Annotated in this window: 20 protein-coding genes and 2 pseudogenes; 12 read left to right on the top strand and 10 right to left on the bottom strand. The window is 44.4% G+C overall.

Features of this window, described 5'->3' with window-relative positions:
- The first annotated feature begins 179 nt into the window (after positions 1-179).
- Positions 180-1,991 (top strand): annotated as a pseudogene (locus F893_RS13660) (diguanylate cyclase).
- On the opposite strand, the pseudogene F893_RS13655 reads toward F893_RS13660, so the two are convergent.
- Positions 1,988-2,455: pseudogene (locus F893_RS13655) on the bottom strand (GNAT family N-acetyltransferase). The pseudogenes F893_RS13660 and F893_RS13655 sit on opposite strands and share 4 nt — an antisense overlap.
- Before the next feature lie 371 nt (positions 2,456-2,826).
- Between F893_RS13655 and F893_RS13650 the strand changes: the two are divergent.
- The 3 genes from F893_RS13650 (at position 2,827) to F893_RS13640 (ending at position 4,494) form a co-directional block, all read left to right on the top strand.
- Positions 2,827-3,312 (top strand): hypothetical protein, encoded by a 486-nt coding sequence (locus F893_RS13650; protein WP_004645804.1) that lies wholly within the window; start codon positions 2,827-2,829, stop codon positions 3,310-3,312.
- A gap of 259 nt (positions 3,313-3,571) precedes the next feature.
- Positions 3,572-3,847 (top strand): hypothetical protein, encoded by a 276-nt coding sequence (locus tag F893_RS13645; RefSeq protein ID WP_005252614.1) that lies wholly within the window; start codon positions 3,572-3,574, stop codon positions 3,845-3,847.
- Positions 3,848-3,996: 149 nt separating this feature from the next.
- Positions 3,997-4,494 (top strand): DUF2505 family protein, encoded by a 498-nt coding sequence (locus F893_RS13640; RefSeq protein WP_004280652.1) that lies wholly within the window; start codon positions 3,997-3,999, stop codon positions 4,492-4,494.
- 121 nt (positions 4,495-4,615) lie between these two features.
- On the opposite strand, the gene F893_RS13635 is transcribed toward F893_RS13640, so the two are convergent.
- The 9 genes from F893_RS13635 to sdsA all read right to left on the bottom strand — a co-directional run bounded on the left by F893_RS13635 (position 4,616) and on the right by sdsA (position 16,163).
- Positions 4,616-5,290, bottom strand: coding sequence for a DUF1345 domain-containing protein (locus tag F893_RS13635; RefSeq protein WP_005252612.1), 675 nt, complete (start codon positions 5,288-5,290; stop codon positions 4,616-4,618).
- Positions 5,291-5,488: 198 nt separating this feature from the next.
- Complete coding sequence (locus tag F893_RS13630; RefSeq protein ID WP_004731922.1) at positions 5,489-5,938, bottom strand: YbjQ family protein; 450 nt, start codon at positions 5,936-5,938, stop codon at positions 5,489-5,491.
- A gap of 3 nt (positions 5,939-5,941) precedes the next feature.
- Positions 5,942-6,298, bottom strand: coding sequence for a YbjQ family protein (locus F893_RS13625; protein WP_005104015.1), 357 nt, complete (start codon positions 6,296-6,298; stop codon positions 5,942-5,944).
- 108 nt (positions 6,299-6,406) lie between these two features.
- A complete protein-coding gene (gene adeK / locus F893_RS13620; RefSeq protein WP_005252608.1) occupies positions 6,407-7,873 on the bottom strand; it encodes a multidrug efflux RND transporter AdeIJK outer membrane channel subunit AdeK in 1,467 nt (488 codons plus the stop codon).
- Positions 7,873-11,049: an efflux RND transporter permease subunit gene (locus F893_RS13615; RefSeq protein WP_005252606.1), complete on the bottom strand. Its 3,177-nt coding sequence runs from the start codon at positions 11,047-11,049 to the stop codon at positions 7,873-7,875. The genes adeK and F893_RS13615 overlap by 1 nt, the downstream gene beginning before the upstream one ends.
- Before the next feature lie 12 nt (positions 11,050-11,061).
- Entirely contained in the window at positions 11,062-12,330 is a 1,269-nt protein-coding gene (locus F893_RS13610) for an efflux RND transporter periplasmic adaptor subunit (protein WP_004814853.1), read from the bottom strand.
- A 36-nt stretch (positions 12,331-12,366) separates the two neighbouring features.
- Complete coding sequence (locus tag F893_RS13605) at positions 12,367-12,969, bottom strand: phosphatase PAP2 family protein (RefSeq protein ID WP_005252604.1); 603 nt, start codon at positions 12,967-12,969, stop codon at positions 12,367-12,369.
- A 152-nt stretch (positions 12,970-13,121) separates the two neighbouring features.
- Positions 13,122-15,170, bottom strand: coding sequence for a site-specific recombinase (locus tag F893_RS13600; protein ID WP_034436272.1), 2,049 nt, complete (start codon positions 15,168-15,170; stop codon positions 13,122-13,124).
- 15 nt (positions 15,171-15,185) lie between these two features.
- Entirely contained in the window at positions 15,186-16,163 is a 978-nt protein-coding gene (gene sdsA / locus F893_RS13595) for an All-trans-nonaprenyl-diphosphate synthase (protein WP_005252600.1), read from the bottom strand.
- Between the two features lie 444 nt (positions 16,164-16,607).
- Here sdsA and rplU point away from each other — a divergent pair, with 444 nt between their 5' ends.
- The 8 genes from rplU to F893_RS13555 all read left to right on the top strand — a co-directional run bounded on the left by rplU (position 16,608) and on the right by F893_RS13555 (position 23,071).
- Positions 16,608-16,919, top strand: coding sequence for a 50S ribosomal protein L21 (gene rplU / locus F893_RS13590; protein WP_004280640.1), 312 nt, complete (start codon positions 16,608-16,610; stop codon positions 16,917-16,919).
- Positions 16,920-16,938: 19 nt separating this feature from the next.
- Positions 16,939-17,193 carry a 50S ribosomal protein L27 gene (gene rpmA / locus F893_RS13585; RefSeq protein WP_004280639.1) on the top strand — a complete coding sequence of 85 codons (255 nt, stop codon included), beginning with the start codon at positions 16,939-16,941 and terminating at the stop codon, positions 17,191-17,193.
- A gap of 246 nt (positions 17,194-17,439) precedes the next feature.
- A complete protein-coding gene (lolA, locus tag F893_RS13580) occupies positions 17,440-18,135 on the top strand; it encodes an outer membrane lipoprotein periplasmic chaperone LolA (RefSeq protein WP_005106298.1) in 696 nt (231 codons plus the stop codon).
- A gap of 169 nt (positions 18,136-18,304) precedes the next feature.
- Positions 18,305-19,066, top strand: coding sequence for an RsiV family protein (locus F893_RS13575; RefSeq protein ID WP_005252597.1), 762 nt, complete (start codon positions 18,305-18,307; stop codon positions 19,064-19,066).
- A gap of 100 nt (positions 19,067-19,166) precedes the next feature.
- A complete protein-coding gene (serS, locus tag F893_RS13570) occupies positions 19,167-20,438 on the top strand; it encodes a serine--tRNA ligase (RefSeq protein ID WP_005252595.1) in 1,272 nt (423 codons plus the stop codon).
- 73 nt (positions 20,439-20,511) lie between these two features.
- Complete coding sequence (gene cysG / locus F893_RS13565) at positions 20,512-21,894, top strand: siroheme synthase CysG (RefSeq protein WP_005252594.1); 1,383 nt, start codon at positions 20,512-20,514, stop codon at positions 21,892-21,894.
- A 128-nt stretch (positions 21,895-22,022) separates the two neighbouring features.
- Positions 22,023-22,499 carry a tRNA (cytidine(34)-2'-O)-methyltransferase gene (locus tag F893_RS13560; RefSeq protein WP_004280633.1) on the top strand — a complete coding sequence of 159 codons (477 nt, stop codon included), beginning with the start codon at positions 22,023-22,025 and terminating at the stop codon, positions 22,497-22,499.
- 89 nt (positions 22,500-22,588) lie between these two features.
- Entirely contained in the window at positions 22,589-23,071 is a 483-nt protein-coding gene (locus F893_RS13555) for a hypothetical protein (protein WP_005252592.1), read from the top strand.
- The last annotated feature ends 53 nt before the right edge of the window (positions 23,072-23,124 follow it).

The following is a 23,124-nucleotide window of genomic DNA, read 5'->3' as shown; positions in this document are numbered from 1 at the left end:
GCAGTCGCTTCAAAATAGGCTGTGCCGGAGAAGCTACAAAAAACATCTAAAAAGATTTGAAATCAAAAATATTCCTTGTAAATTATAAGAATAATAAAGAATTATCTTGAGATAGAACGTATTTGCATAACTTGATAAGGAATGTCTGTTTTTTCGTATTTGTCTGTGCCTTTAGCTGGATGACTTGCATCACAAGTTCAGCAATCGCTCAGGATGAACTCCCGTCGCCGTCATTTCAGCAGCAATCTCACGACCATATTGCTGAAGTCCATTTTACCGAACATAGTACGAGTCCTTTGCAGGGAAAATGGCTGTTTTATCCGAGCCAGTTTATTATTCAGCCCAGTCCTGTACTGCAGTCAAAAACAGTTAAATTACCAGCCTCTTTTAAAACTCTGGCGGGTTCAAATTCTGGCTACGGCACCTTTATTGGCTATTTTAAAATTCCGAAAGAATTTATCGGGCGACGCATCGCGATTCGGATTCCGACCCAATACGGTGCCTATCGGGTATATGTCAATGGACAGTTTATTGTTCGGCTCGGGGAAATCAGTACTACACCTGAAAAGCAGGTGACTGAAAAAGCACCGCGTATTGGCTATTTTGTTCCAGAAACTGAATATATTACTTTAAGCATTCAGGCTTCCAATTATACCCACTTGCATGGTGGTCTCGAACGACCGATGCAGATCGGCGTTGCAGGTACCATCAATCGCCAATTCCAGCAGCTCATGATGAGTATTGCCATGGTGTGCGGCGCGGTACTTGGGGTGGGGATGTTTACTATTCTGTTTTCGGTCTTCAGAGGATCACGAGAACGTAACAGTAAAAGTATCTTTGTTTTTGGCTGGTTTATTGTCTTTTTGGCCCTGCATAACCTGTTTTCTGCACCCTATGCCTATTCGGTATTTACCAATATTAACTGGCTGTGGGGAACCCGCTTAGAGTATCTGTTTACTTTTGTTGCTGCCTTCTTTTTTCTCAGTTATATGCATCTGTTTAATCGGCGCTATTTAAATCCGGTGATTTATTATATCGCGGTGGCCTTACTGGTCTTTAACATTATTTTTACCCTATTTTCACCTCCTGAGATATTTGAACGACTGGCCCTATTTAGTGCGATTTTCGCCCTGGTCATCATCGGTAATTTTATTTACGGCTTTTATCAGACCTTACGTTATAAAGAGCATTATTCACGTCTAAATCTGATTGCGATTATTTTCCTCTGTGTCACTTTTTTGAATGATTATCTGTTGCTGATCAATGTAATTAAAACCACGCATCTGTTCTTTATCTCAACCAGTATCTATGCCTTATTAATCATGTTTCAGCAGTCCAGACATTATGCACATCAAACTTATGAGACTGAACAGCTAAACCTGAACCTGATCGCACTCAATAATTCGCTCGATCAAAAAGTCAAAGAGCGTACCCAGCAGCTGCGTGAAGTGAATGCCAAACTGGAACAGCAGATGAATATTGATGCACTGACCGGAGCTTTTAACCGGCGTGCCTTAAATCATGAAATCCAGCAGCAGTTTATACAGACCCAACAACAGCCGTAACATACCTTAATTTTTGCCATGCTCGATGTCGATTTTTTTAAAAATTATAATGACTACTATGGCCACTTAAAAGGCGATGAAATCCTGAAAAATCTGGTCAGGATTATTCAAGGCACTTTGCCACCGTCTGGCTATCTGGCACGTTATGGTGGTGAAGAGTTTGCGATTCTGCTCACTGGAATGCCGGTTCAAACTGCCCTTAAAAATCTGGAAAATGTGTTAAACCAGATTCGGGAACAGCGTATGCAACATCTGAATCGGCCAGATGCAAAAGATTATGTTACGGTTAGTATGGGCGCGGCCTGGGTTGAACAAAAACATGGCTATGCAGATATTCATGAATTGATGAAAGCGGCAGATGTGCAGCTCTACGCCGCCAAACAGGCAGGACGTGATCAGTTGAAAATTGAAAAAGAGGCCGATTAAAAAACATATTTATACAGATAACGCGATTCATCTTCTGACTCGGCAGAATGTGGATGAAAGCCGCAGTGTTGATAATAACTTAAGGCAGTTTGAGTAGACTATATTTCAATCTGATGAATTTTTTTCTTTAATAAAGCGTGATGCATTTGATGAAATAACTCGGTGCCAAACCCCAGCCTTTGGCAGTGTTGGGCCACATAATGCATCCGGATTTCTCCAGCATCACTGACCAATAAGAACCCGACGACCTTGTCATAGATGAGATAAACCCAGCAATCGTTATACAGCATATCGACAATCAGGCTGGCATGATCAAACTTTTCTAGCCAGGTTTGAATTTTGCTTTCTTCACGCTGATGATCCAGTACACAGGACTGAATGCTGTCATGAATGACCTGAATAATTTGAGGTATATCTTCGACCCTCCCTTCACGAATCATAATATTATTCATTTTCTCGAACATTTATAGGGAAGGTTTATTTGATAAAAAAGAAGAGGGTAAAAAACAGAACAATATTGTAGTTTTTTGAGCATCTTTGCTGTGATTTATCAATGTGAAGATTGGTTCTGTTGCTGATTTGTCCTGTTTGTTTATCTTAAGTTCTTAAATCTCATTACAGCGTTAAAAATAAAAAATCAAAGTAAATCCATTTTTAAATAAATCGAAGTTCGAATCTGGGCACAAATGAGCAAGCAGAGAAGATAAATAGTAAAAATAAGCCTCAAGTTTGCACTGTATAAAAAATAGACGTATGCTGAGTCAAAAGGGACTATTCAAATGAATCTTGATCCTATAACCATAAAAATAAAATTAGTCACATGAGATCATCCACCATGCTGAAATTACTGCTGTTGTTATGTGTTTTATTCATGTTGAATGCTGCCTGGATCGTCGGCAGAAAGATCTATAAAGCTCAGCGCCATCTGGTGTGTCAGCGTCCAGAAAAACCGGCACAGATTTCTAGCATGACAGAGCAAGAGGTCATCGAGCAAGAGCAGCAAGTACATCTGGTGGATGCTTATGAACTGGAACTGTTTGACGATGTGGCACAGCTATTCTTTCAACGGCAGGTGCATATTGAGAATCGGGCACAGGCCGAACAGTTACAGCAAGAACTATTACAAAAAATGCCGATGCACAGTGGTACCCAGATTCGTCAGATGGATTTAGGCGAATGGTCTATTTTCTGGAATTTTTATGATCAGTCACTGGAATATTATGTCGGTCGCTATGGCGTATTCTATGCACATGTCGACCGTTTTGGAGAAGAGCACCGGCATGAAATTCGTAGGGAACTTTTGCATTCTGACTGTGCTTAGAACACCACTTTCAGTCATTTTCTACGATTGAAGATCTCAGACTACGTACTTAAGCCATTGCAATTCAGAAAAGGTATCTCATGCCTTAGCTCAGATTTTTTCTGCCGCTTGGCGGAAATAGCCCATATAATTTATCTCCTTCAAGCCATAATCTTGCGCTAGAAAAACCTCAAGACTCGTGAATCCTATTCTTGAAATAGTCATTTAAAATGTACGAAGTCTGGCGAACAATGATCCGGACTAAAAAGGCAGGAGCGCTATGATCATTGGTTTTCATCAAGCACAATTACAGAAGTTTATTGCACTCGCGATGAAGATCGAAGCTGAGCCTGAACTGTATTTGCAGTTTGATTCGGTCTCGGATTTTTATAAGACTGACTGGTTGCAGGATTTTCCGGTTGGTACAGAATACTATATTTCCGGTCTGGACGATGGTGCCGATGAGTTTCATGCCGTGATTTATTATGGTGAAGCACAGCTACAGATCAGCTGTGGACAAGCACAGCTTTCAGTAAAACTATGTTGCAAACATTGACCGGATTGCCGGTATTTCCCGATAAAAGAATAATGACATCCGCTATAAAGTTGATATAAATTGCAGAGTCATCTCTGTATCTGATTTTTATTCGCATCAGCCGAGAGTGGCATAGGCGAATATCGTAATAAAAATAAGGAAAAAATAGCATGGCACATCAGTTCACCGTGAAAGCAATTATCAATGGCGTGTCTATTGATGAATTTAAGCGTTTGGCCAATGATATTCGTTTGCATGAGGCAGTTTGCCATCGAATTCCTGCGCAAAACTTGGAAATCCTGGTTTCGGAAAAGCAGGGGCATATGTATACCCTGAAACGCGCTTATAATCTGGATGTTAATATTCCTGATATCGCAAAAAAATTACTCAAAGATGCATTCCGTTTGCAGCGTACCGATGTTAGCGATCTGAATGAAATGACTTCGACGGTACAACTCGGTGCGAACTTGCCGATCGAGGCCATTTGTCAGCGTGCAGTTACCGGAGATGAAGACCAGATCCAGTTCCAGCTAAACTGGACAGTCAAAGTCAAAGTGCCTTTGCTGGGTGGCATGCTAGAAAAGCATGCTGAAGGTGAGATTCGTAAATTTAGTGAAATTGAACTCAGCATCGTCGAAGATGAATTGCGTAAAGGTCTCACCGCTTGAAGCAATCAAAAAGTGTGATTGACTTAATTTAAAAACTGCTCAGGTTAGACGCAGGATAGTGGTAGCTGATTGGGCAGTAGATCGCTATTTTCAGGGTACTGCCACTATCCAAAAAACTTTTTTAAGTACTGATAAAGTTTGCCGTCACGTTAATGCTGATGGCCAGAATGGTGGTATTGAATCCGTAGGCCAAAAGCAAATGTAGGGTATTGAGAACCCGCATGGATTGGCAAGTAATGGATACATCTGCAGTTTGCGCAGAAGTCCCGATGATATAACTAAAATATAGAAAGTCCGGATAAGTCGGTCTGGTGGTATTGGGGAAATCTAGTCCGCCTTGTTGCTGTTTATCGAGCGCCAAATAAAAGTCATGCGCATAATGAATTGCAAAAATCGTATGCATCAAGAACCAAGCTGAAATAATGGTCAGAACTGACAAGATTAAATGACCGGTTCGGATGGTGGTATCTTGGGGTAAATGATTAATTTCAATAATAATCGCAATAAAACACATGATCAGGGTGATGATCACCAGAAACAGAATGATCCATTTACTGGCATCCTGTTGCATGGCGCGTTGCAGAATATGAGCATGATCAATACGCCAGAGTTTTTTTATGGTCAATAATAAATAAGCGTAAATCGCGATATTCCAGCTGATTAACAGGCAGCTTGACCAGCTCAAAGGGGTGACTGTCTGTAAAATCAGATAAAATCCAATAATGGCTGGGAAAATAATAAAGAAATACAGACGGGATTGAAGTGCCGTTTTTATAGATTGAAGAAGCTGCATCATGCCATTTATATTTGTTTTGCTGACTTCTCAAGATCCTAGCACAGAACCGTTTGCAATAAAGAAGATTGCAACGGTCTGAGTTATTTCCTCTACAACATTTCATCCTAAAGGTGTCGAACTGATTCGAGTTGAGTCATTTGACTGCGCGGATCGCGTAGCAGGCGTGATTATCTCAATAGATTTTTTCTGAACTGATGTTTAAACGGATTGAGCGGGTTGTTGGATTGCAGTGCCATAAGCAAAGACTTCCACCATGCCACCTTGCATACCGAGTTCAGTCGTGCTGAGCCGAATGCCCATAATCTGAGTCGCACCAATTTTTTCGGCTTCCAGTTTTAAACGTACAATCGCTTCACGTCGTGCGCGTTCTACTACACTTTCATAGCTGGTCAGACGGCCACCCAGCATATTCTGTACATTGGCAATCGCATATTTAAAATAATCATGGGAAATGACCACATTGCTGCTGATCATCTGTCCGGAATATTCAGACACAACGAAGCGGCTATTGTTCACCCGGATATAGGCCAGACGTTGTTCCTGTTCATCCAGATAACGAAAATGTTTACCTTCGTTATAACGTCCAAAACCGAAACCAACACTAAACAGAATGGCAAAAATGATGATCTGGAGAATTAAACCATCCATGCTTTAATCTGCCTGCGGAAAAGGGTCGGGCAATTTCGGCATGATCGGATCAACGACTACGGCTGTCCCATAAACAAAGAGTTCAGAAGCACCTTGGGCGATATTAGAGGTCGAGAAACGAATGCCGACAATCGCATTGGCACCCATACTACGGGCTTTTTCAATCATGCGGTTCATGGCTTCCTGACGGGATTCTTCCAGCAGTTCGGTATAGGCGGTAAGCTCACCACCGACAATATTTTTCAGGCCGGCCAATAAGTCACGTCCGACATGTTTGCTGCGTACGGTACTGCCGTACACCACATCAATTTGCTGGCGAATGGTATGTCCCGGTACAGATTCCAGATTGCTAAGTAACATGTGCATGTTTTCTAAATAAATCGCTGGTCTATGACAATAGGAAAACTGCCTCGAAAATGCAATAAAAAAAAGCCCACCGAAGTGAGCTTTTCCTGATCTGTCTGGAATTTATTGCGCTGGTTGTTCTGCCGCACGGCGCTGTTCAGATACAGACGGTGTATTCGGCAAGGTATCCGTCGTATTGACTTTCAAGCCGCCCCCCAGGGTTTTGTAGACTTCAACCTGATTGTTCAGATTGGCCTGTTCAAGCAATAACAAACCTTGTTCTGCTGCATAAGACGCACGCTGTGCATCCAGTACCGTCAGATAGCTGTCAATTCCGGCGCGGAAACGTGCCTGAGACAAGCGATAGGTGGTGTTGGTTGCTTCGACCAGGCGGCGCTGAGCTGCAAGACGATCACCAATATTCTGACGTACCGCCAAAGCATCATTCACTTCACGGAAAGCAGTCTGAATCGACTTTTCGTAATCTGACAAGGCAATTTGCTGATCGGTTTCAGAAATACGGATATTGGCCTGACGGGTACCCCAATCAAAAATTGGAATATCCAGACTCGGACCAAATGACCAGGCAAAACTGCCCGACTTAAACAGGTCGCCTAAATCCGTAGAGGCATAACCTGCTGAACCGGTCAAACTAATCGTCGGGAACAGGCGTGCACGTGCTGCCGCAATATTGGCACCTGCCGCAGACAGACGGTATTCTGCTGCACGAACATCTGGACGGTTAATCAGCAGATCACTTGGCAAGCCTGAACCCAATGCAGTATTTGAAGTGATGCGGGTCACGCGTTGTGCTGGTAATAAATTCGCAGGCACTTGCTGACCGACCAGCAGGTTTAACAGGTTTTGTGCCTGTGCCACCTGAGTTCGGTAATTCGCAACATCATTACGTGCTGTTTCAACCGAGATTTGCGCCTGACGCACTGGAAGCTCGCTATCAATCCCGACATCAAAACGTTTCTTGTTCAGATTGAACGATTCAAGCTGGGCTTTCAGCGTTTGTTCAGCCAAAGCCAGATTGGCATTGGCAAACGAGTAGCTGAGCCAAGCCTGAGATACCTGACCAATCAAGGCAATTTGCGTCGCATCTCGAGCACTTTGGGTTGCCAGGAAGTTATCTAGCGCATTGTCACGCAAGCTGCGGACACGTCCCCAAAAATCCAGTTCATACGCAGTTACACCCAGTCCGACATTATAAGTTGTCACTGCACCACGATTCTGCGAATTCATGGTGTCCTGGCGCAATACGCTACCACTGGCACCAATCGTCGGTAACTGGTTGTTTTCAGTAATTTGATACTGTTGCTGAGCTCGTTGAATATTGAGGGCAGCAATACGCAAATCACGGTTATTGTTTAATGCCAGATCCAGCACTTGTAACAGGCGCTGATCAGCAAAAAAGTTTTTATAACCTTGTTCTGCTACAGAAGTACCAGACGCATTGGTATAGCTGCTCGGGATATCTGCCTGCGCAACCGGCTCTGGACTACGCATGCTTTGACAGGCCGTCAAAGCAAGCGCAAGGGCAGATACCGCAATGCTACGACCTGTAATAGACCATACATTTTGCATTACGACTTATACTCCTGATTTTGTTGTTTTGGTTTGTATTTAAAGACACTTCGAATCCACACGTAGAATACCGGGATAAAGAAGATACCTAACAAGGTCGAGCTGATCACGCCGCCAAGTACACCATAACCGACTGAGTGCTGGCTACCTGCACCCGCACCTGAAGCCAGAGCAAGCGGTAATACACCAAAACCAAAGGCCAATGTGGTCATGATAATTGGACGTAAACGCATTTTTGCCGCATGCAAGGTCGCTTCAAATAACTCTTCACCTTGTTCCTGCAATTCTTTCGCAAACTCGACAATCAAGATCGCGTTTTTCGCAGAAAGACCAATTACGGCAATAATCGCCACCTGGAAGTAAATGTTATTCGACAGGTTCGGGTTTTGCAGCAGCACCATTCCACCAAAGGTGAGTAATAATGCACCCACAATACCCAATGGCACCACCAGTAGAACCGAGAACGGAATCGACCAGCTTTCATACAGGGCTGCCAGACACAGGAACACGATCAACAGTGAAAGCGCGTACAAGAATGGTGCTTGTGCGCCAGACTCACGTTCTTCCAGAGACAGACCAGTCCATTCATAGTCGAAACCTTGAAAGCCCATTTCTGGTAATTTCGCCACGATTTCTTCCATGGCCACCATTGCATCGCCCGAGCTGATACCCGGAGCAGGTGTACCCTGAATGTTCATGGACGATACGCCGTTATAACGCTCAAGACGTGGTGAACCGTAGGTCCATTCGCCTGTGGCAAACGCCGAGAATGGCACCATTTCACCGCGGTTATTACGCACATACCATTGGTCCAGATCTTCCGGCATCATCCGCGAGCCAGCTTCACCCTGAACATAGACTTTCTTGACACGACCGCGATCAATGAAGTCATTGATATACGAACCGCCCCAAGCAATACCCATGGTGCTGTTAATTTCAGCAACACTCACGCCCAATGCACCGGCTTGTGCATGATCGACAATGACACGGTACTGTGGAGTATCTTCCTGACCATTCGGACGCACACCAGCCAGACGCGAGTCTTGTGCTGCTAGACCGAGGATCGTATTACGTGCTGCCAGGAGCTGGTCATGACTTTGACCACTTGCAGCTTTGAGCTGTAAGTTAAAGCCAGCCGATACACCAAGTTCAGGCATCGCAGGAAGCTGCAATGGCATGATATAAGATGCATCTTTGACAATCATGTTCAACGCCATACCACGTTGAATAATGGCACCGACTTGAGCTTCCGGACTGTTACGCTCTGACCAGTCTTTCAGTTTAATAAATGCCAGACCTGCGTTTTGTCCCACACCCGTGAAGGAGAAACCTGCCACACTAAACACGGACTCGACATGCTCTTTCTCGTTTTCCAAGAAATAGTTGGTCATGGTGCTGACCACTTTGTCGGTACGTTCCAAGGTTGCATTTGGCGGTAACTGAACCAGCGTCATGACCACGCCCTGGTCTTCATCCGGTAAGAACGAAGAAGGCAGTTTCTGGAATAACAGCACAATAATACCCAGTACCACGGCATACACCACGCCTGAGAAAATCTTGCTATGAGTCATACGGTTGACGCCGCCCTGATATTTCACAGAAACCTTGTCAAAACTGCTATTAAACCAGCGGAAGAAACGCGCAAATATACCATTACTTTGCGGCTTGTTCGGATCATGCTGTTTCAGCAGGGTCGCACATAGGGCAGGGGTAAAGGTTAATGCCACTATCAGCGACAAGACCATTGCTGTGACCAGCGTAATCGAGAACTGACGATAAATAACCCCGGTGGTTCCACCGAAGAAAGCCATTGGAACGAATACTGCCGATAGCACCGAGGTAATACCAATCAGTGCACCAGAAATCTGTTTCATCGACTTTTCAGTTGCAGAAACCGGATCCAGATGCTCTTCCACCATGACCCGTTCGACGTTCTCGACCACAACAATCGCGTCATCGACCAGAAGACCAATCGCCAGTACCATGGCAAACATGGTTAGGGTATTAATCGAGAAGCCGAAGACATTAATCACGGCAAAGGTACCCAATACCACGACTGGAACTGCCATGGTTGGAATAATGGTAGCACGCCAGTTCTGCAGGAACAGGAACATGACCAGGAACACTAGAATAATTGCTTCGATTAGCGTTTTAACTACACTCTTGATTGACAGTTCAATAAATGGCGTGGTGTCAAAAGCCAGTTGGTCGACCATGCCTTGCGGATAGTTCGGACGTAACTGCTCTAAGCGTTCTTCTACTGCTTGGGCTGTATCAAGCGCATTAGCACCAGTGGCAAGTTTAATTGCCACACCACCAGCTGGTTTACCGTTAAACTTCGAATCAAACTGATAATTATCTGCACCAAGTTCAACCCGTGCAACATCACCCAGACGGACTTGCGCGCCCGAAGTGGTGTTTTTCAGGAAGATATTGCTGAACTGTTCTGGAGTTTGCAGCAGGCTTTGTGCAGTGACAGTCGCATTCAGGACTTGTCCTTCAACAGCGGGTGCACCACCGAGTTGACCCACAGCGACCTGAGCATTCTGGGTACGGATGGCAGTCGCAATATCACTTGGCGTGACTTGCAGGCTCGCCATTTTGGCTGGATCAAGCCAGATTCGCATCGCATAAGAACCACCAAAGACCTGAACTTCACCGACCCCGGCCACACGGCTTAAAGGTTCAGAAATGTTCGAATTTACATAGTCTTTGATATCATCGGCGGTCATGCTGCCATCAGGTGAATAGAAAGCCAATACCTGCAGGAAGCTGGCGCCTGATTTGGTAACACGCACACCCTGACGCTGTACATCTTCAGGAAGAAGTGCAGTCGCAGACTGTAATTTGTTCTGGACCTGAACCTGTGCGATATCAGGATCGACACCTTGTTCAAAGTTCAAGGAAATAGACGAAGAACCGTTACCCGCACTGTTAGATGAGATATAACGCAGTCCATCCAGACCATTCATTTGCTGCTCGATGATCTGGGTTACAGTATTTTCGACCGTTTCAGCAGATGCACCTGGATAAGTCGCAGAAATCGTGACTGTAGGCGGTGCAATGGTTGGATACTGGGCAATCGGCATTTTGGTCAGGGTCAAAATACCTGCCAGCATGATGACCAGTGCAATCACCCAGGCAAAGATAGGACGATGAATAAAGAATTGAGCCATAAACCTTACTCCTTATGCTTTAGCAGCAGGTTTTTGTTCAGATTGTTCTTTTGCATCATCCGCTTTTTGCGCTGCACCTGGTTGTTGGGCAGCAGGTTGTGCAGCACCCTGTGGTGCAGCAGCTTGAGGCTGGTAAGGTTTAGCCACGACCTGTTGTTCCGGTTTTACTTTCGCAATACCATCTACAATCACTTTATCGCCTGGATTCAGACCTTCAGTCACAATCCAGTTGCTGCCTTGAGAACCAACGGTAGTCACTGGACGTGGCGTCACTTTATTGTCAGCACCGACCAGCATCGCCATTGCCTGACCTGTTGGGGTACGAGTCAAAGCTGCTTGCGGAATCAGGAAAGCATTCGGTACTTCACCCTGTACGATTTGCGCAGTGGCAAACATACCTGGAAGAAGCAGATGATTTTTGTTCGGGAATACCGCACGTAAAGTCACGGTACCTGTTTCCGGGTTCACGCTAGCATCAGAGAATGCAAGACGGCCTTCAACCGGGTAGATACTGCCATCTTCAAGCTTTAACTTGACTTTGGTATTGTTAGAGCTGTTCAAGCTGCCTTGATTAAGCTGTTGACGTAAACGTAAAAGCTCGGCACTTGACTGGTTGATATCTACATAGATGGGATCTAGACGCTGAATCGTTACCAATGGCTCTGGCTGATTCGCTGTTACCAAAGCACCCGCCGTCACAGACGAACGGTTGGTCTGGCCTGAAATCGGCGCGCGTACAGTCGAATAGCCCAAGTTGATTTCTGCATTACGCAAAGTTGCGCGATTGGCATTCAAATCAGCTTCAGCCAGTTTGACCTGTGCCGCGATGTCATCATATTCCTGTTTGGAAATGGCATTGGTACCGACCAGTTGACGGTAACGGCCTTCCTTCACACGCAATACGCCCAGATTGGCTTCAGCACGGGCAATCGCTGCACGGGCATTGTCTACTGTAGTGCGGTTGGTGCTTGAATCGATTTCATACAAGGCCTGACCTTCACGCACATAGCTGCCTTCCGTGAACAAGCGTTTAAGCACCACGCCACTGGCTTGTGGACGTACGTCTGAAATTTCAAATGCTGTTGTACGACCTGAGAGCTCTACAGACTGCTCTACACTTTGCGGTTGTGCAACAAGAACACCGACTTCAGTCGGTGGCATTTGTTGTTGAGCACCAGCTTGCTGGCCCTCTTTAGGATCTTTGCTACAACCAACAAGTGCAAGACTTGTTGCCATTGCGCAAGCAGTCAGGGCAGGTGCCCAAAGCTTTGCAGACATCATTATTCCACCTCTAATTAGATTTATATCTAAATTTTCTTATTTGTGAGCCGCGCAATATCTGATCCAGACCATATACCACAACGAAATCCAAATAAAACTGATACTCCAGCCGGATATGACATCTGAAGGAAAATGTACACCCAGATAAACTCTTGAGATCCCCATCATCAGCATCCATACCACTGCACCTATCACGATGAGGGTATAACGGGAATGTTGCCGATGGATGTAAATTGCCAAACAAGCCAGACAAGCCGCATATAGACTATGGGCACTTGGAAAGGAACTTCCAAAGCTTTCAACCAGATGCAAGGATTCTGGTGGTCGGGGTCGGGCAATTGCAAATTTCAACAGCCAAGCTAGGAGAATTCCTCCGATAATTCCGATATATATAAAAATTGCGTTTGTATACTTTTTATACCACAGCAATGCAATACACCATAGCGTGGATAAAAATAATACAAATGGCATGCCACCTATTAAGGATAAGGACTGAGTAATTTGATTCCAAAACTCGGTGCGATACAGACTCATCCATTCCACAGCTTGCAAGTCGAGCTCGTTTAAAGCGGGAATATTCAGGATGAACACACTGAAAATTAAAAATAAAATACCGACAAAAAGTAACAAGTAATGCATGCCAAAAATCCTTGTCCTTTTAACCGTTCGCAGATCGGCCAATTGTCTGAACCAAAGTGTACTTGTCAGTACACTTTTTTTCAAGTGTGCGTATTTTATGCGAATTCCATTTTTTTCGTAAGGAATTTGTTGCTAAATATAGTGTAATTATCTCAGTTTTGAGTTTTTGTCGATGTATGATTTTCGTCAATTTCAATGCTTTGCTTGGGTGGCCAGAAGAAATCACTAGGTCGGGTCAGGAAGTGCGTCATGACCAGTTTTGCCAAAGGTTTCCACTGTTCAAAACGCACCCGGCGTGCGCGTAAGGCTACAATAATCGTCAGAGTGAAACTGACAAACAAGTTGGTCAGGCCAATGAGTAACACACCCAGAAAAGACACTACGATCAAGCCGATATCGGGACCATTGATCGTAATTAGACCCTGAATAAAGTTGGCAGAGGCAAAGGCGATATGGCGAATATCCAGTGGCAGACCGAGAATAAAACCAATGGTGCCCATACTGCCGAGCATGATCCCGAAAATAAAATTACCCGCCAGTGCACCCAGATTACGTTCAATATAGTCAGCAAAACGGTAAAGACGCTCTTGTCCCATCAGCTGCGATAAATGCACATGGGCTTTCAGTCGCGGGCCGACTTTGCGATAAACGGCCATATTGTCAAAATAACCGGCCAATAATCCGGACAGAAACAGACATACCCCGGCAATCGCTGCATGTGGAATCGCCAATGAGGTAAACGGATTCAGGTCATGCAGGGTTTTGGCAGCCTTAGCATGGTTCATTAAAGGTTCATGCAGCGCAAAATCCCACAGTAGGGTAATTAAGGCTGCTACTGGAATCGCAATCGAAATATTGCCCAGAATGGCAACAAACTGGGTACGGATGATATTCACAATCAGCGCGGCCAGCTCGGCAATCTGAGCCATTTTCGAGCCTTTACGCTGGTGTACAGTAGCCGCCAGTGCGGCAGCAGTCATCGCCGGCTGTTTGGTTGCCACGGTAAAATGCAGGACATGAATTAGCATAAAGCCTAGTGAATAGTTCATGCTATAGCTAAAGGCCTGCATCAAGGGGGCCATGGTGAGGCGTGTCATCAGAACTTTTAAGGTGGCCATCGTCGCGATGATGGCACCAGCACCTGCAGCCGATTTATACATGGCCAGAAAGCCTTGCTTGTCGGTACTCACATAATGTTCACCGGTCTTGCTGGCATTTTCAGTTACCTGTAAAGCCAAAAGTTCACTATTGGTGGCCAGCAGGGCCCGCACACTGCGTTCGCTATAAATTGCTTCAGTAATGTCCGCCATAAATAGGCCAATGGATTGATAACGCAGATCATCTTCATCCATGACCATATTGAGCAGAATTTCGACCCGTTCCAGACACTGTTCCAGCAGTGCCAGCATATAGGTCAGGCTGACACTGACACCAGTGCGCTTGGTAGAACGGCGAATCTTGGCCACGACATCATGACATTGTTCCAGCATCACCAGCGCTTGCGACGCATCGGGGGGCGTGATCGAATCGACTAGAGTGACTGTGTTATAGCGTTTTTTATATTCCTGAATAAACTCGTTAATCTCACGATTCTGTACCAGAAAAGGAGATTCATATTCCATCAGTTCAGGCTGGGCATTAATAAATTCAGGGTGCAGACCAATACCACTGATCCGGTAAGACAAAATAGTCAGTGCCTTGATTAGCTGGTCTTTGATTCGGGTTTTTTCAGGCTGATTGGAATGTCCCTGATTCAGGACTGCAAATAAACGTTGCCAGTCATCTTCATCAAAATAATCCAGCCAGTATTTATCGGTACGCTGATAAAAAACCTTGCGAAATAATTCCTGGAGTTGTTGATGGTCAGGAATCAGCGGCAAGACATGTGCACCAAGGCGCTGGTTTAGCTGGTTCCAGAATCCATCCAGAGATAAAATGCCGGTATCGGAAAAGAGGCCGGTCTGTTTATAGCGATTAATGATCCGCAGAGTAAAGGTTTGAAGCGTGGCAACCGCATTCGGGGTGAGTAATAAAGCCCGAATAAATGCATTGAATTTCGCTTCGATCTCTTCGGTATTTCTGCTGTCTTCAGGTCTGATTCTTTCAACCAGTTCAATCAGAAGATTTTCATCCAGCACCGCCCGAGGTTGTTCAAGCTGGTGTTGCATGTTTTGAAAAAGATCTAGAAAATTAATATGCATAGGCGAGTTTAAAAGTTACTGAATTCGGTGTAGGGCCAGTTTGGCCAGATTAATCAGGGCCTGACGATATTCGGAGTCAGGTAATGCCTGTAAGGCATCAATTGCAATTTCAGTTTCTTCTGTAGCACGTTGACGGCAATAATCCAGCGCACCAGATTCATTGACAATTTGAATGACCTGTTCCAGATGTTCCGTACCGCCAGTCGCAATACTGCGACGGATGATTTCATGTTGCTCACCGGAGGTATTTTTCAGTGCAGCAATCAATGGCAGGGTCGGTTTACCTTCCATGAGATCGTCACCGATATTTTTGCCGAGCGTGTCTGCATCCGAGGTGTAATCTAAAATGTCATCAATAATCTGGAAAGCATTGCCGAAATGTCCGGCAAAGGTTTTTAAAGGCTGACGGAATTCGTTTTTATCTGACAAAATGGCAGCACCTTCTGTTGCCAGTTCAAACAGGCGCGAGGTCTTGCCATGAATAATATTCAAATAAGTCGCTTCAGTGGTTTCCGGTTGATGCTGGGATTGCAGTTGCAGCACTTCACCTTCAGCAATTTCACAGGTACCGGTCGAAAAATCTTTAAGCAACACCATGTTGTTCAGATCGACCAGCAAATCAAAAGCACGTGAAATCAGAAAGTCACCGACTAAAACCGCAGTCTGGTTATTCCAGGTCGCATTGGCCGTCGGGCGGCCACGGCGCAGGCCAGACTCATCCACCACATCATCATGCACCAGTGTTGCGGTATGCAGCATCTCAATGATTGCAGCCAGTTTGCGGTGCGGTTCTAAATTTTCAGCACCACACGCCTTGGCGGCCAAAAGGCACATAATCGGGCGCATACGTTTGCCACCCGCTTCTACCACATGTTTGCTGACAGCCATCACTAATGCAACTTTTGAGGTAATTCCTTCATTAATGAATGTGTCCATCGCAGCAAAGTCGTTAGCAACAGGCGCGAGAATGTCTTGCTTAAAGTCGATGGTCATGTGAAAGAAAACCTCTAGTCTGGTAAATCGCTGGGCGTAGTTTAACAATTTATAACATGAGTGAAACCTAAGAAATGCATAAACTCCACTAAAAATCAGCTTTTTATAGATCTTATGTAGATTCGATCCATATTTCGAGCCATAAAAAATCAGGAAAGGTCAGGGCATCGCCCTATTCGTCAGGCTGAGTATATTAATCAAACTGGCCGGATTTCTGCTGTATTATTTTGTTGCTGAATATATCTTGAGTATTTGATTTGATAGAAATTATTTAATAGTTAAATAATTAGCGCATCCTGCTCATTATTATTTCAGTAAAATGGCTTGTTGTTTTTTTGAATATCCCTTAAAATCCTCGCCCTTAGATATCCCCCAGTGGCGTACGTCTTAAGTTCGATATATTCCTTTATCGGCACGACGACACGGGCTTGTTTGGAGTACATTATGTACGCAGTAATCCAAAGCGGTGGTAAACAGCACCGTGTAGTTGAGGGTGAAACCCTTAAAGTAGAATTATTGAAAGCTGAAACTGGCGCGACTATTACGTTTGATGACGTATTGATGCTTGTTAACGGTGAAAGCATTCAAATCGGTGCTCCAGTTGTTGCTGGTGCTACTGTAACTGCTGAAGTAGTTAGCCATGGTCGTCACGACAAAATCCGCATCATCAAAATGCGTCGTCGTAAACACTACCGTAAACAACAAGGTCACCGTCAATGGTTCACTGAGTTGAAAATTACAGCTATTTCAGGCTAATTACGAGGAGTAAATAGACATGGCAACTAAAAAAGCCGGTGGTTCGACTAAGAACGGTCGTGATTCGAATCCTAAGATGTTAGGTGTTAAAGTTTACGGTGGTCAAACTGTAACTGCAGGTAACATCATCGTTCGTCAACGTGGTACTGAATTCCACGCTGGTCAAAACGTTGGTATGGGTCGTGACCATACATTATTTGCTACTGCTGATGGCGTAGTAAAATTCGAAGTGAAAGGTCAATTCGGCCGTCGCTACGTATCTGTTGACGCGTAATTCGCTGAGATAGAAAAAAGCCCACAGTTATTGTGGGTTTTTTTATGCCTGAAAATTAATAGGCAGATTAAGCGACATTCCATAATGTAAAAATTGTCCTGAAATCTTCATAATGATGAACAAAAAAACCGGTTTCGAATTAATAACAATACAAAAGTTCTTATTTTCTATCATTTTAGCTTTTAATTTTCGTTTAAGATGAGCTATCAAATAAATTGCGATCAAGCAAAATATAAGGGTGAAATTATGAATATGCTTCGTAAAACCGTCTGTGCTATGGCTCTGGGTGCAGTGACTTTAGCACCGGTGATGAGTACAACCGTGTTTGCTGCACCTGTGGCAGCTTCGGAGCAACAGGCAACAGCCAGTCTGGTCAAACAGCTCAATCATGTGCGTAGCATGACGGCAAATTTCGAACAAAGTACTAAGGTAACCAATCCAAGAGCGACCCAGAAAAAAGGTTTGACCGCACAACATATGAATCAAACCTTTAAAGGGGTGATGAAAGTTGAGCGTCCGGGTAAATTCTATTGGGAAACGACCGCACCGTCGAAGCAAGTCATTGCAACCACGGGTAAAACCGTATGGATTTATGATCCTGACTTGCAACAAGCCGTTCGTCAAAGCTTAGATGAGCAGGTTGCTAATACACCGGCGTTATTGCTGTCAGGAAACACCAGCCAGATTATGCAGTCTTACCGGGTGACTCAGCCAAATAAAGGCAAAACCTATTACACGCTGTATCCTAAAAATACCGATGGTGTGTTTGAAAGCCTGACCATTAGCTTTGGCGCGAACAAAGCACCAAGCTTGATGATCTTGCAGGATTCATTGGGACAAACCACTAATATCAAATTTAGCAATGTAAAAGTAAATAGCAGTATTCCAGCCTCCACCTTTAACTTTACTCCACCAAAAGGTACGGACATTATTGATCAATAAGCATCAATATGAACCAAATAAAAAAGCAACCTTTCGAGGTTGCTTTTTTATTGCCGATCATCAGGATTATTTTGGACAGGCTACAAGGTTCAGCTATATCTAAACACGAGAGCATCTTAGAATAAATAAAAGTCGAGTCAATGAAATTGCAAAATTTTGGGAGCTCAGGATGAAGATTAATCTATTTAAAACTGCTGAAATTTACGCTGTTTTATTACTCACTGTAGGTATGATGGGTTGTCAACCTCAATCTAGCTCAGTGGCAACGCTCGCGCAAACAGATCGGGTTGTGCAAATTGAAGCCAAAACCGTTCCAATTAAAGGGGCAGCCAAAGTGGTGTGTGAAATAGAAGGTTGTGTACGCTTTGATCTACAGACGGTGGACAGCAATATTGACTGGATTAATCAATATTTTATTGAGCGTATTCAGCATACTGAGCCTGTTGCATTCACCAAAGTCACCCAGAAAAATCCTAAAAAAGCCGATGAGCCGCATTATCTGGATCAGCGCTTTATCAAGGTGGAATTTGTTGGTCAGCACGCTCATCTGGCGACTTTTGCTTTAAAAAGTTCCAATCTGGCAAGGAATAAAAATGCTTCTCTGAAACATGTGGAATATATCAATTTTGATCTAAAACAGAACAAACGTTTGGCTTTGTCTCAACTGTTATTAAATGGCGGTGAGCAGAAACTGCTGAATGCGATGTATCGAACCAATACTCAATGGCTGAATACGCAGGGTATTCAACAACAGCAGTTAAAATTGAGTGATAACTATTATTTTGATACAACAAGTCTGGTGATGGTGTATCCGGCAGGCGAGTTAGCTCCGGCAGCAGCAGGAATGACTGAATTAAAAGTCTCCTATGCGGATTTAAAGGAAGTGATTCGCCCTGAATATTTAGCCATTTTGCAGCAGACAGCTTCCTAAATATTGTGCTAATAGGACGCAACCGTGGTCTTGGTCACTGTATTTTTTAATGCTAAGAGCTTACACTATAGCCAGTTTTTTTCTTCTGCAAAGATTGATTATGATCGACCCGAAATTACTCAGAAATAATATTGAGGCTGTAAATGTAGCCTTGGCAAAACGTGGTGTTCAACTCAATGTTGAAGAGTGGGCATCCCTAGAAGCACGCCGTAAAGAGATTCAGTCCAAGACAGAAACACTGCAAGCTGAACGTAATGCCGGTGCCAAACAAGTCGGTCAAATTAAAAAAGCAGGTGGCGACGCATCTGAAATCATGACACGCATGTCTGCGATTGGTGATGAAATCAAAGCGGCTGAAGCAGCACTGGCTGAACTGCAAACTGAGCTTGAAGAAAAATTATTATCTATTCCAAACTTGCCAGATGAAGCTGTGCCTGAAGGTAAAGACGAAAGCGATAACGTGGAAATCCTGAAATGGGGTACACCGCGTGAATTTGATTTCGAAATCAAAGATCATACGGATCTAGGCGAAATGATGGGCGGTCTTGAATTTGAAACCGCGACCAAATTAACTGGTTCACGCTTCAGTGTATTGAAAGGTCCATTGGCGCGTTTACAACGTGCCATTACCCAGTTCATGCTAAATACGCATACTGATCAAAATGGTTATACCGAAGCCTATGTGCCTTATCTGGTCAATGCAGATTCATTGCGTGGGACTGGTCAGCTGCCTAAATTTGAAGAAGATCTGTTTAAGCTGCAGGGTGAAAAAGAGTTTTATCTGATTCCGACTGCTGAAGTGCCAGTGACGAATTTCGTACGTGATGAAATTATTGATGCAGACCGTCTGCCACTGAAATATGCAGCGCATACGCCATGTTTCCGTAGTGAAGCAGGTTCTTATGGTCGTGATACCCGCGGTTTGATCCGTCAGCACCAATTCGACAAAGTCGAAATGGTTCAAATTGTGAAGCCTGAAACTTCGATGCAAGTGCTTGAAGAGTTGACTGGCCATGCTGAAGGTATCTTGCAAGCACTTGGACTTCCATATCGTAAAATTTTACTTTGTGGTGGTGACATGGGCTTTGGTGCAACCAAGACTTATGACTTAGAAGTTTGGGTACCAAGCCAAAATACTTACCGTGAAATTTCATCTTGTTCAAACATGGGTGATTTCCAGGCGCGTCGTATGAAAGCACGTTACCGTGCTGATCAGAAGAAAACTGAATTTGTACATACCTTGAATGGTTCAGGTCTGGCCGTAGGTCGTACTTTACTTGCAGTGATGGAAAACTATCAACGCGCTGATGGCTCGATTGAGATTCCTGAAGTATTACGTCCATATATGGGTGGTGCGACTTATATCGACTAATTGTCGATCTCAATATCCCTAAATGTGCATGAAAATTGCATAGACAGTCAGATTTAAAATTTTGAGGTAGTTCGTGGATATTTTTCCAATCTCGTTAAAGTTGCAACAGCAACCTTGTCTGATTGTCGGTGGTGGGCATATTGCATACCGTAAAGCACTTTTACTTCAAAAAGCAGGTGCGATCATTCATGTGATTGCGCCTGAAATTGAAGAGAGTCTGCTGCGAATTGTGCAAAATAGCCAAGGACAATATGTCCAAGCTGCTTTTCATTCTGAAGTTGCGTTACGTTCATATCGACTGGTGATTGCAGCGACTGACGATGCGGAGACCAATCGTCAGGTCTTTGAACTGTGTGAAGCGGAAAATGTCCTGGTCAATAGTGTTGATGATCCGCCGCATTGCCGGTTTATGGTGCCAGCGATTATTGATCGTTCGCCATTGGTCATTTCGGTGGCATCGAATGGTACGTCGCCCGTGTTATCACGGCAGATCCGAACTCAGCTTGAAACGACTATTCCGCATGGTATGGGCAAGCTGGCTGAATTTTCAGGAAAATGGCGCAGTGCGGTTAAGGCTAAAATTGTCAATCCGGATGAACGCCGTATTTTCTGGGAAGATTTATATGCCAGTTCGCTAAAAGAACAGGTGTTCAACGACAATATCGCGGAAGCAGATCGCCTGATTGAGCAGGCCTTACAGGAATGGCAACAGCCGAAAGGTGAAGTCTACTTGGTCGGTGCGGGTCCGGGTGATCCAGAATTGTTGACCTTAAAAGCCTTACGTTTGATGCAGCAAGCCGATGTGGTGATTTACGACCGACTGGTTTCAGCGCCAATTATGGAGCTGTGCCGTCGTGATGCGGAAAAGATCTATGTGGGTAAGGCACGTTCCAATCATGCGGTTCCGCAAGATGGAATTAATGCCTTGTTGGTGAAATATGCCAGTGAAGGAAAGCGGGTTTGTCGTCTGAAAGGCGGAGATCCATTTATCTTCGGGCGTGGCGGTGAAGAGATTGAAGAGCTATTTGCTGCTGGGATTACTTTCCAGGTGGTTCCAGGGATTACCGCAGCTTCAGGATGTTCAGCCTATGCCGGTATTCCATTAACCCATCGTGATTATGCGCAAAGTGTGCGTTTCCTGACCGGTCACTTAAAAGAAGGTTCGCCAGAATTGCCTTGGAGTGAGTTGGTCTATGAAAACCAGACCTTAGTGCTTTATATGGGGTTGGTGGGACTGGAGAAAATCTGTGCAGAATTAATCGCTCATGGTCAGCGAGCCGACATGCCAGTGGCCTTGGTTTCTAAAGGTACGACGCCTGAACAGAAAGTTGTAGTAGGAACGCTTGCTGATATTGCATCCAAAGTGTCCGAACATCAGATTCAAGCCCCGACTTTGACCATTATTGGTGAAGTTGTACGCTTACGTGAACAATTGCAATGGCATGAGCGAGGATAAGCAAAGCACTGCTTTGTCCGAGCGCAAGACGAAGGCTGTGCCTGAAGTAAGAGGATAAGCAAAGCATTGCTTTGCCCAAGCGCAAGACGAATGTCGTGTCTGAATTAAATATATTGAGTGAGTAAGCTGTGATCCACGTTGTTTTATATGAGCCTGAAATTCCTGCAAATACAGGCAATATCATTCGTCTATGTGCGAATACCGGAGCACAGTTGCATCTGGTCAAGCCGCTGGGTTTTGAGCTGGATGACAAAAAGCTGAAACGTGCCGGTCTGGATTATCACGAATATGCCAATATGCAGATTTGGGAAAATATCGAAGACTGTCTGGCCGATCTGGCAAGCAAAGGGATTGGTCTGGATGCAATCTATCCATTGACCACCAAAGGTTCTGAAACGCCGCATACTTCGGATTTAAACCGTCCTGTGGCCTTGTTAATGGGTCCGGAAACTCGTGGTCTGCCTGAACATGTTCGTCTGATGTTTCCGCAAAAGCATTGGATTCGTTTACCGATGGCAGAGAACTCGCGAAGTCTGAACCTGTCAAATGCTACTGCAGTAATTGTCTACGAAGCTTGGCGTCAGCAGGGTTTTAAAACGCTTTAAGCGGAAATTTGTGATGATTCTAAAAGCTGCCTTTGGGTGGCTTTTTTATTTTGTGTAACAAATAGATAAACTGCTTTTCACTTCGTTGTATGCTTGAATTTATAACTTTATCAAATATAACAAAAGGTGCAGCTTTGAAGCCTCTAGTAAAACTTGTCATCGCATGTTTTCTTGGAACTGTTGCGGCTTCCGTGAATGCGGAAGAGGGCAGTGCTGCCACATCGGCAACAAAGGAAGTTCAGCCTATTACTCAGGCAGAAATACAGCAGGGTTTGCTCAACATGCAGAAACGTTTAGATACGCGTATCGAAAAATGGGGGCAGAGCTTGGACTCGGATGATTTTCAATGGACTTGGCGGGGGCGTAAATTAAAGCTAGCCAAGCGTGAAGAAGTCTGTGACATTTTTCAGGATGTCGTGGATGAAATGTATCAACTGGCTATCAAGAATAGAGCCCGTTTAGGTCCGGAAGAGCAAAAGTTATTGTCTAATCGGAGTCTGTTTATTGAGAAACTGGGTTATGAAAATAATCGAGTTAATACCCAGATGGGTTTTGATTGCTATCTGCGTTAGTAAAATCAAAACATGACAGACATAAAAAAGGCGCATGAAGCGCCTTTTTTATT

Origin of the sequence: Acinetobacter sp. CIP 102136 (genome assembly GCF_000369685.1) — a bacterium.
Classification (GTDB): Bacteria; Pseudomonadota; Gammaproteobacteria; order Pseudomonadales; family Moraxellaceae; genus Acinetobacter; species Acinetobacter fasciculus.
The sequence above is the reverse complement of the archived record's forward strand: the minus strand, read 5'-3'. Positions and strand labels throughout refer to the sequence as shown.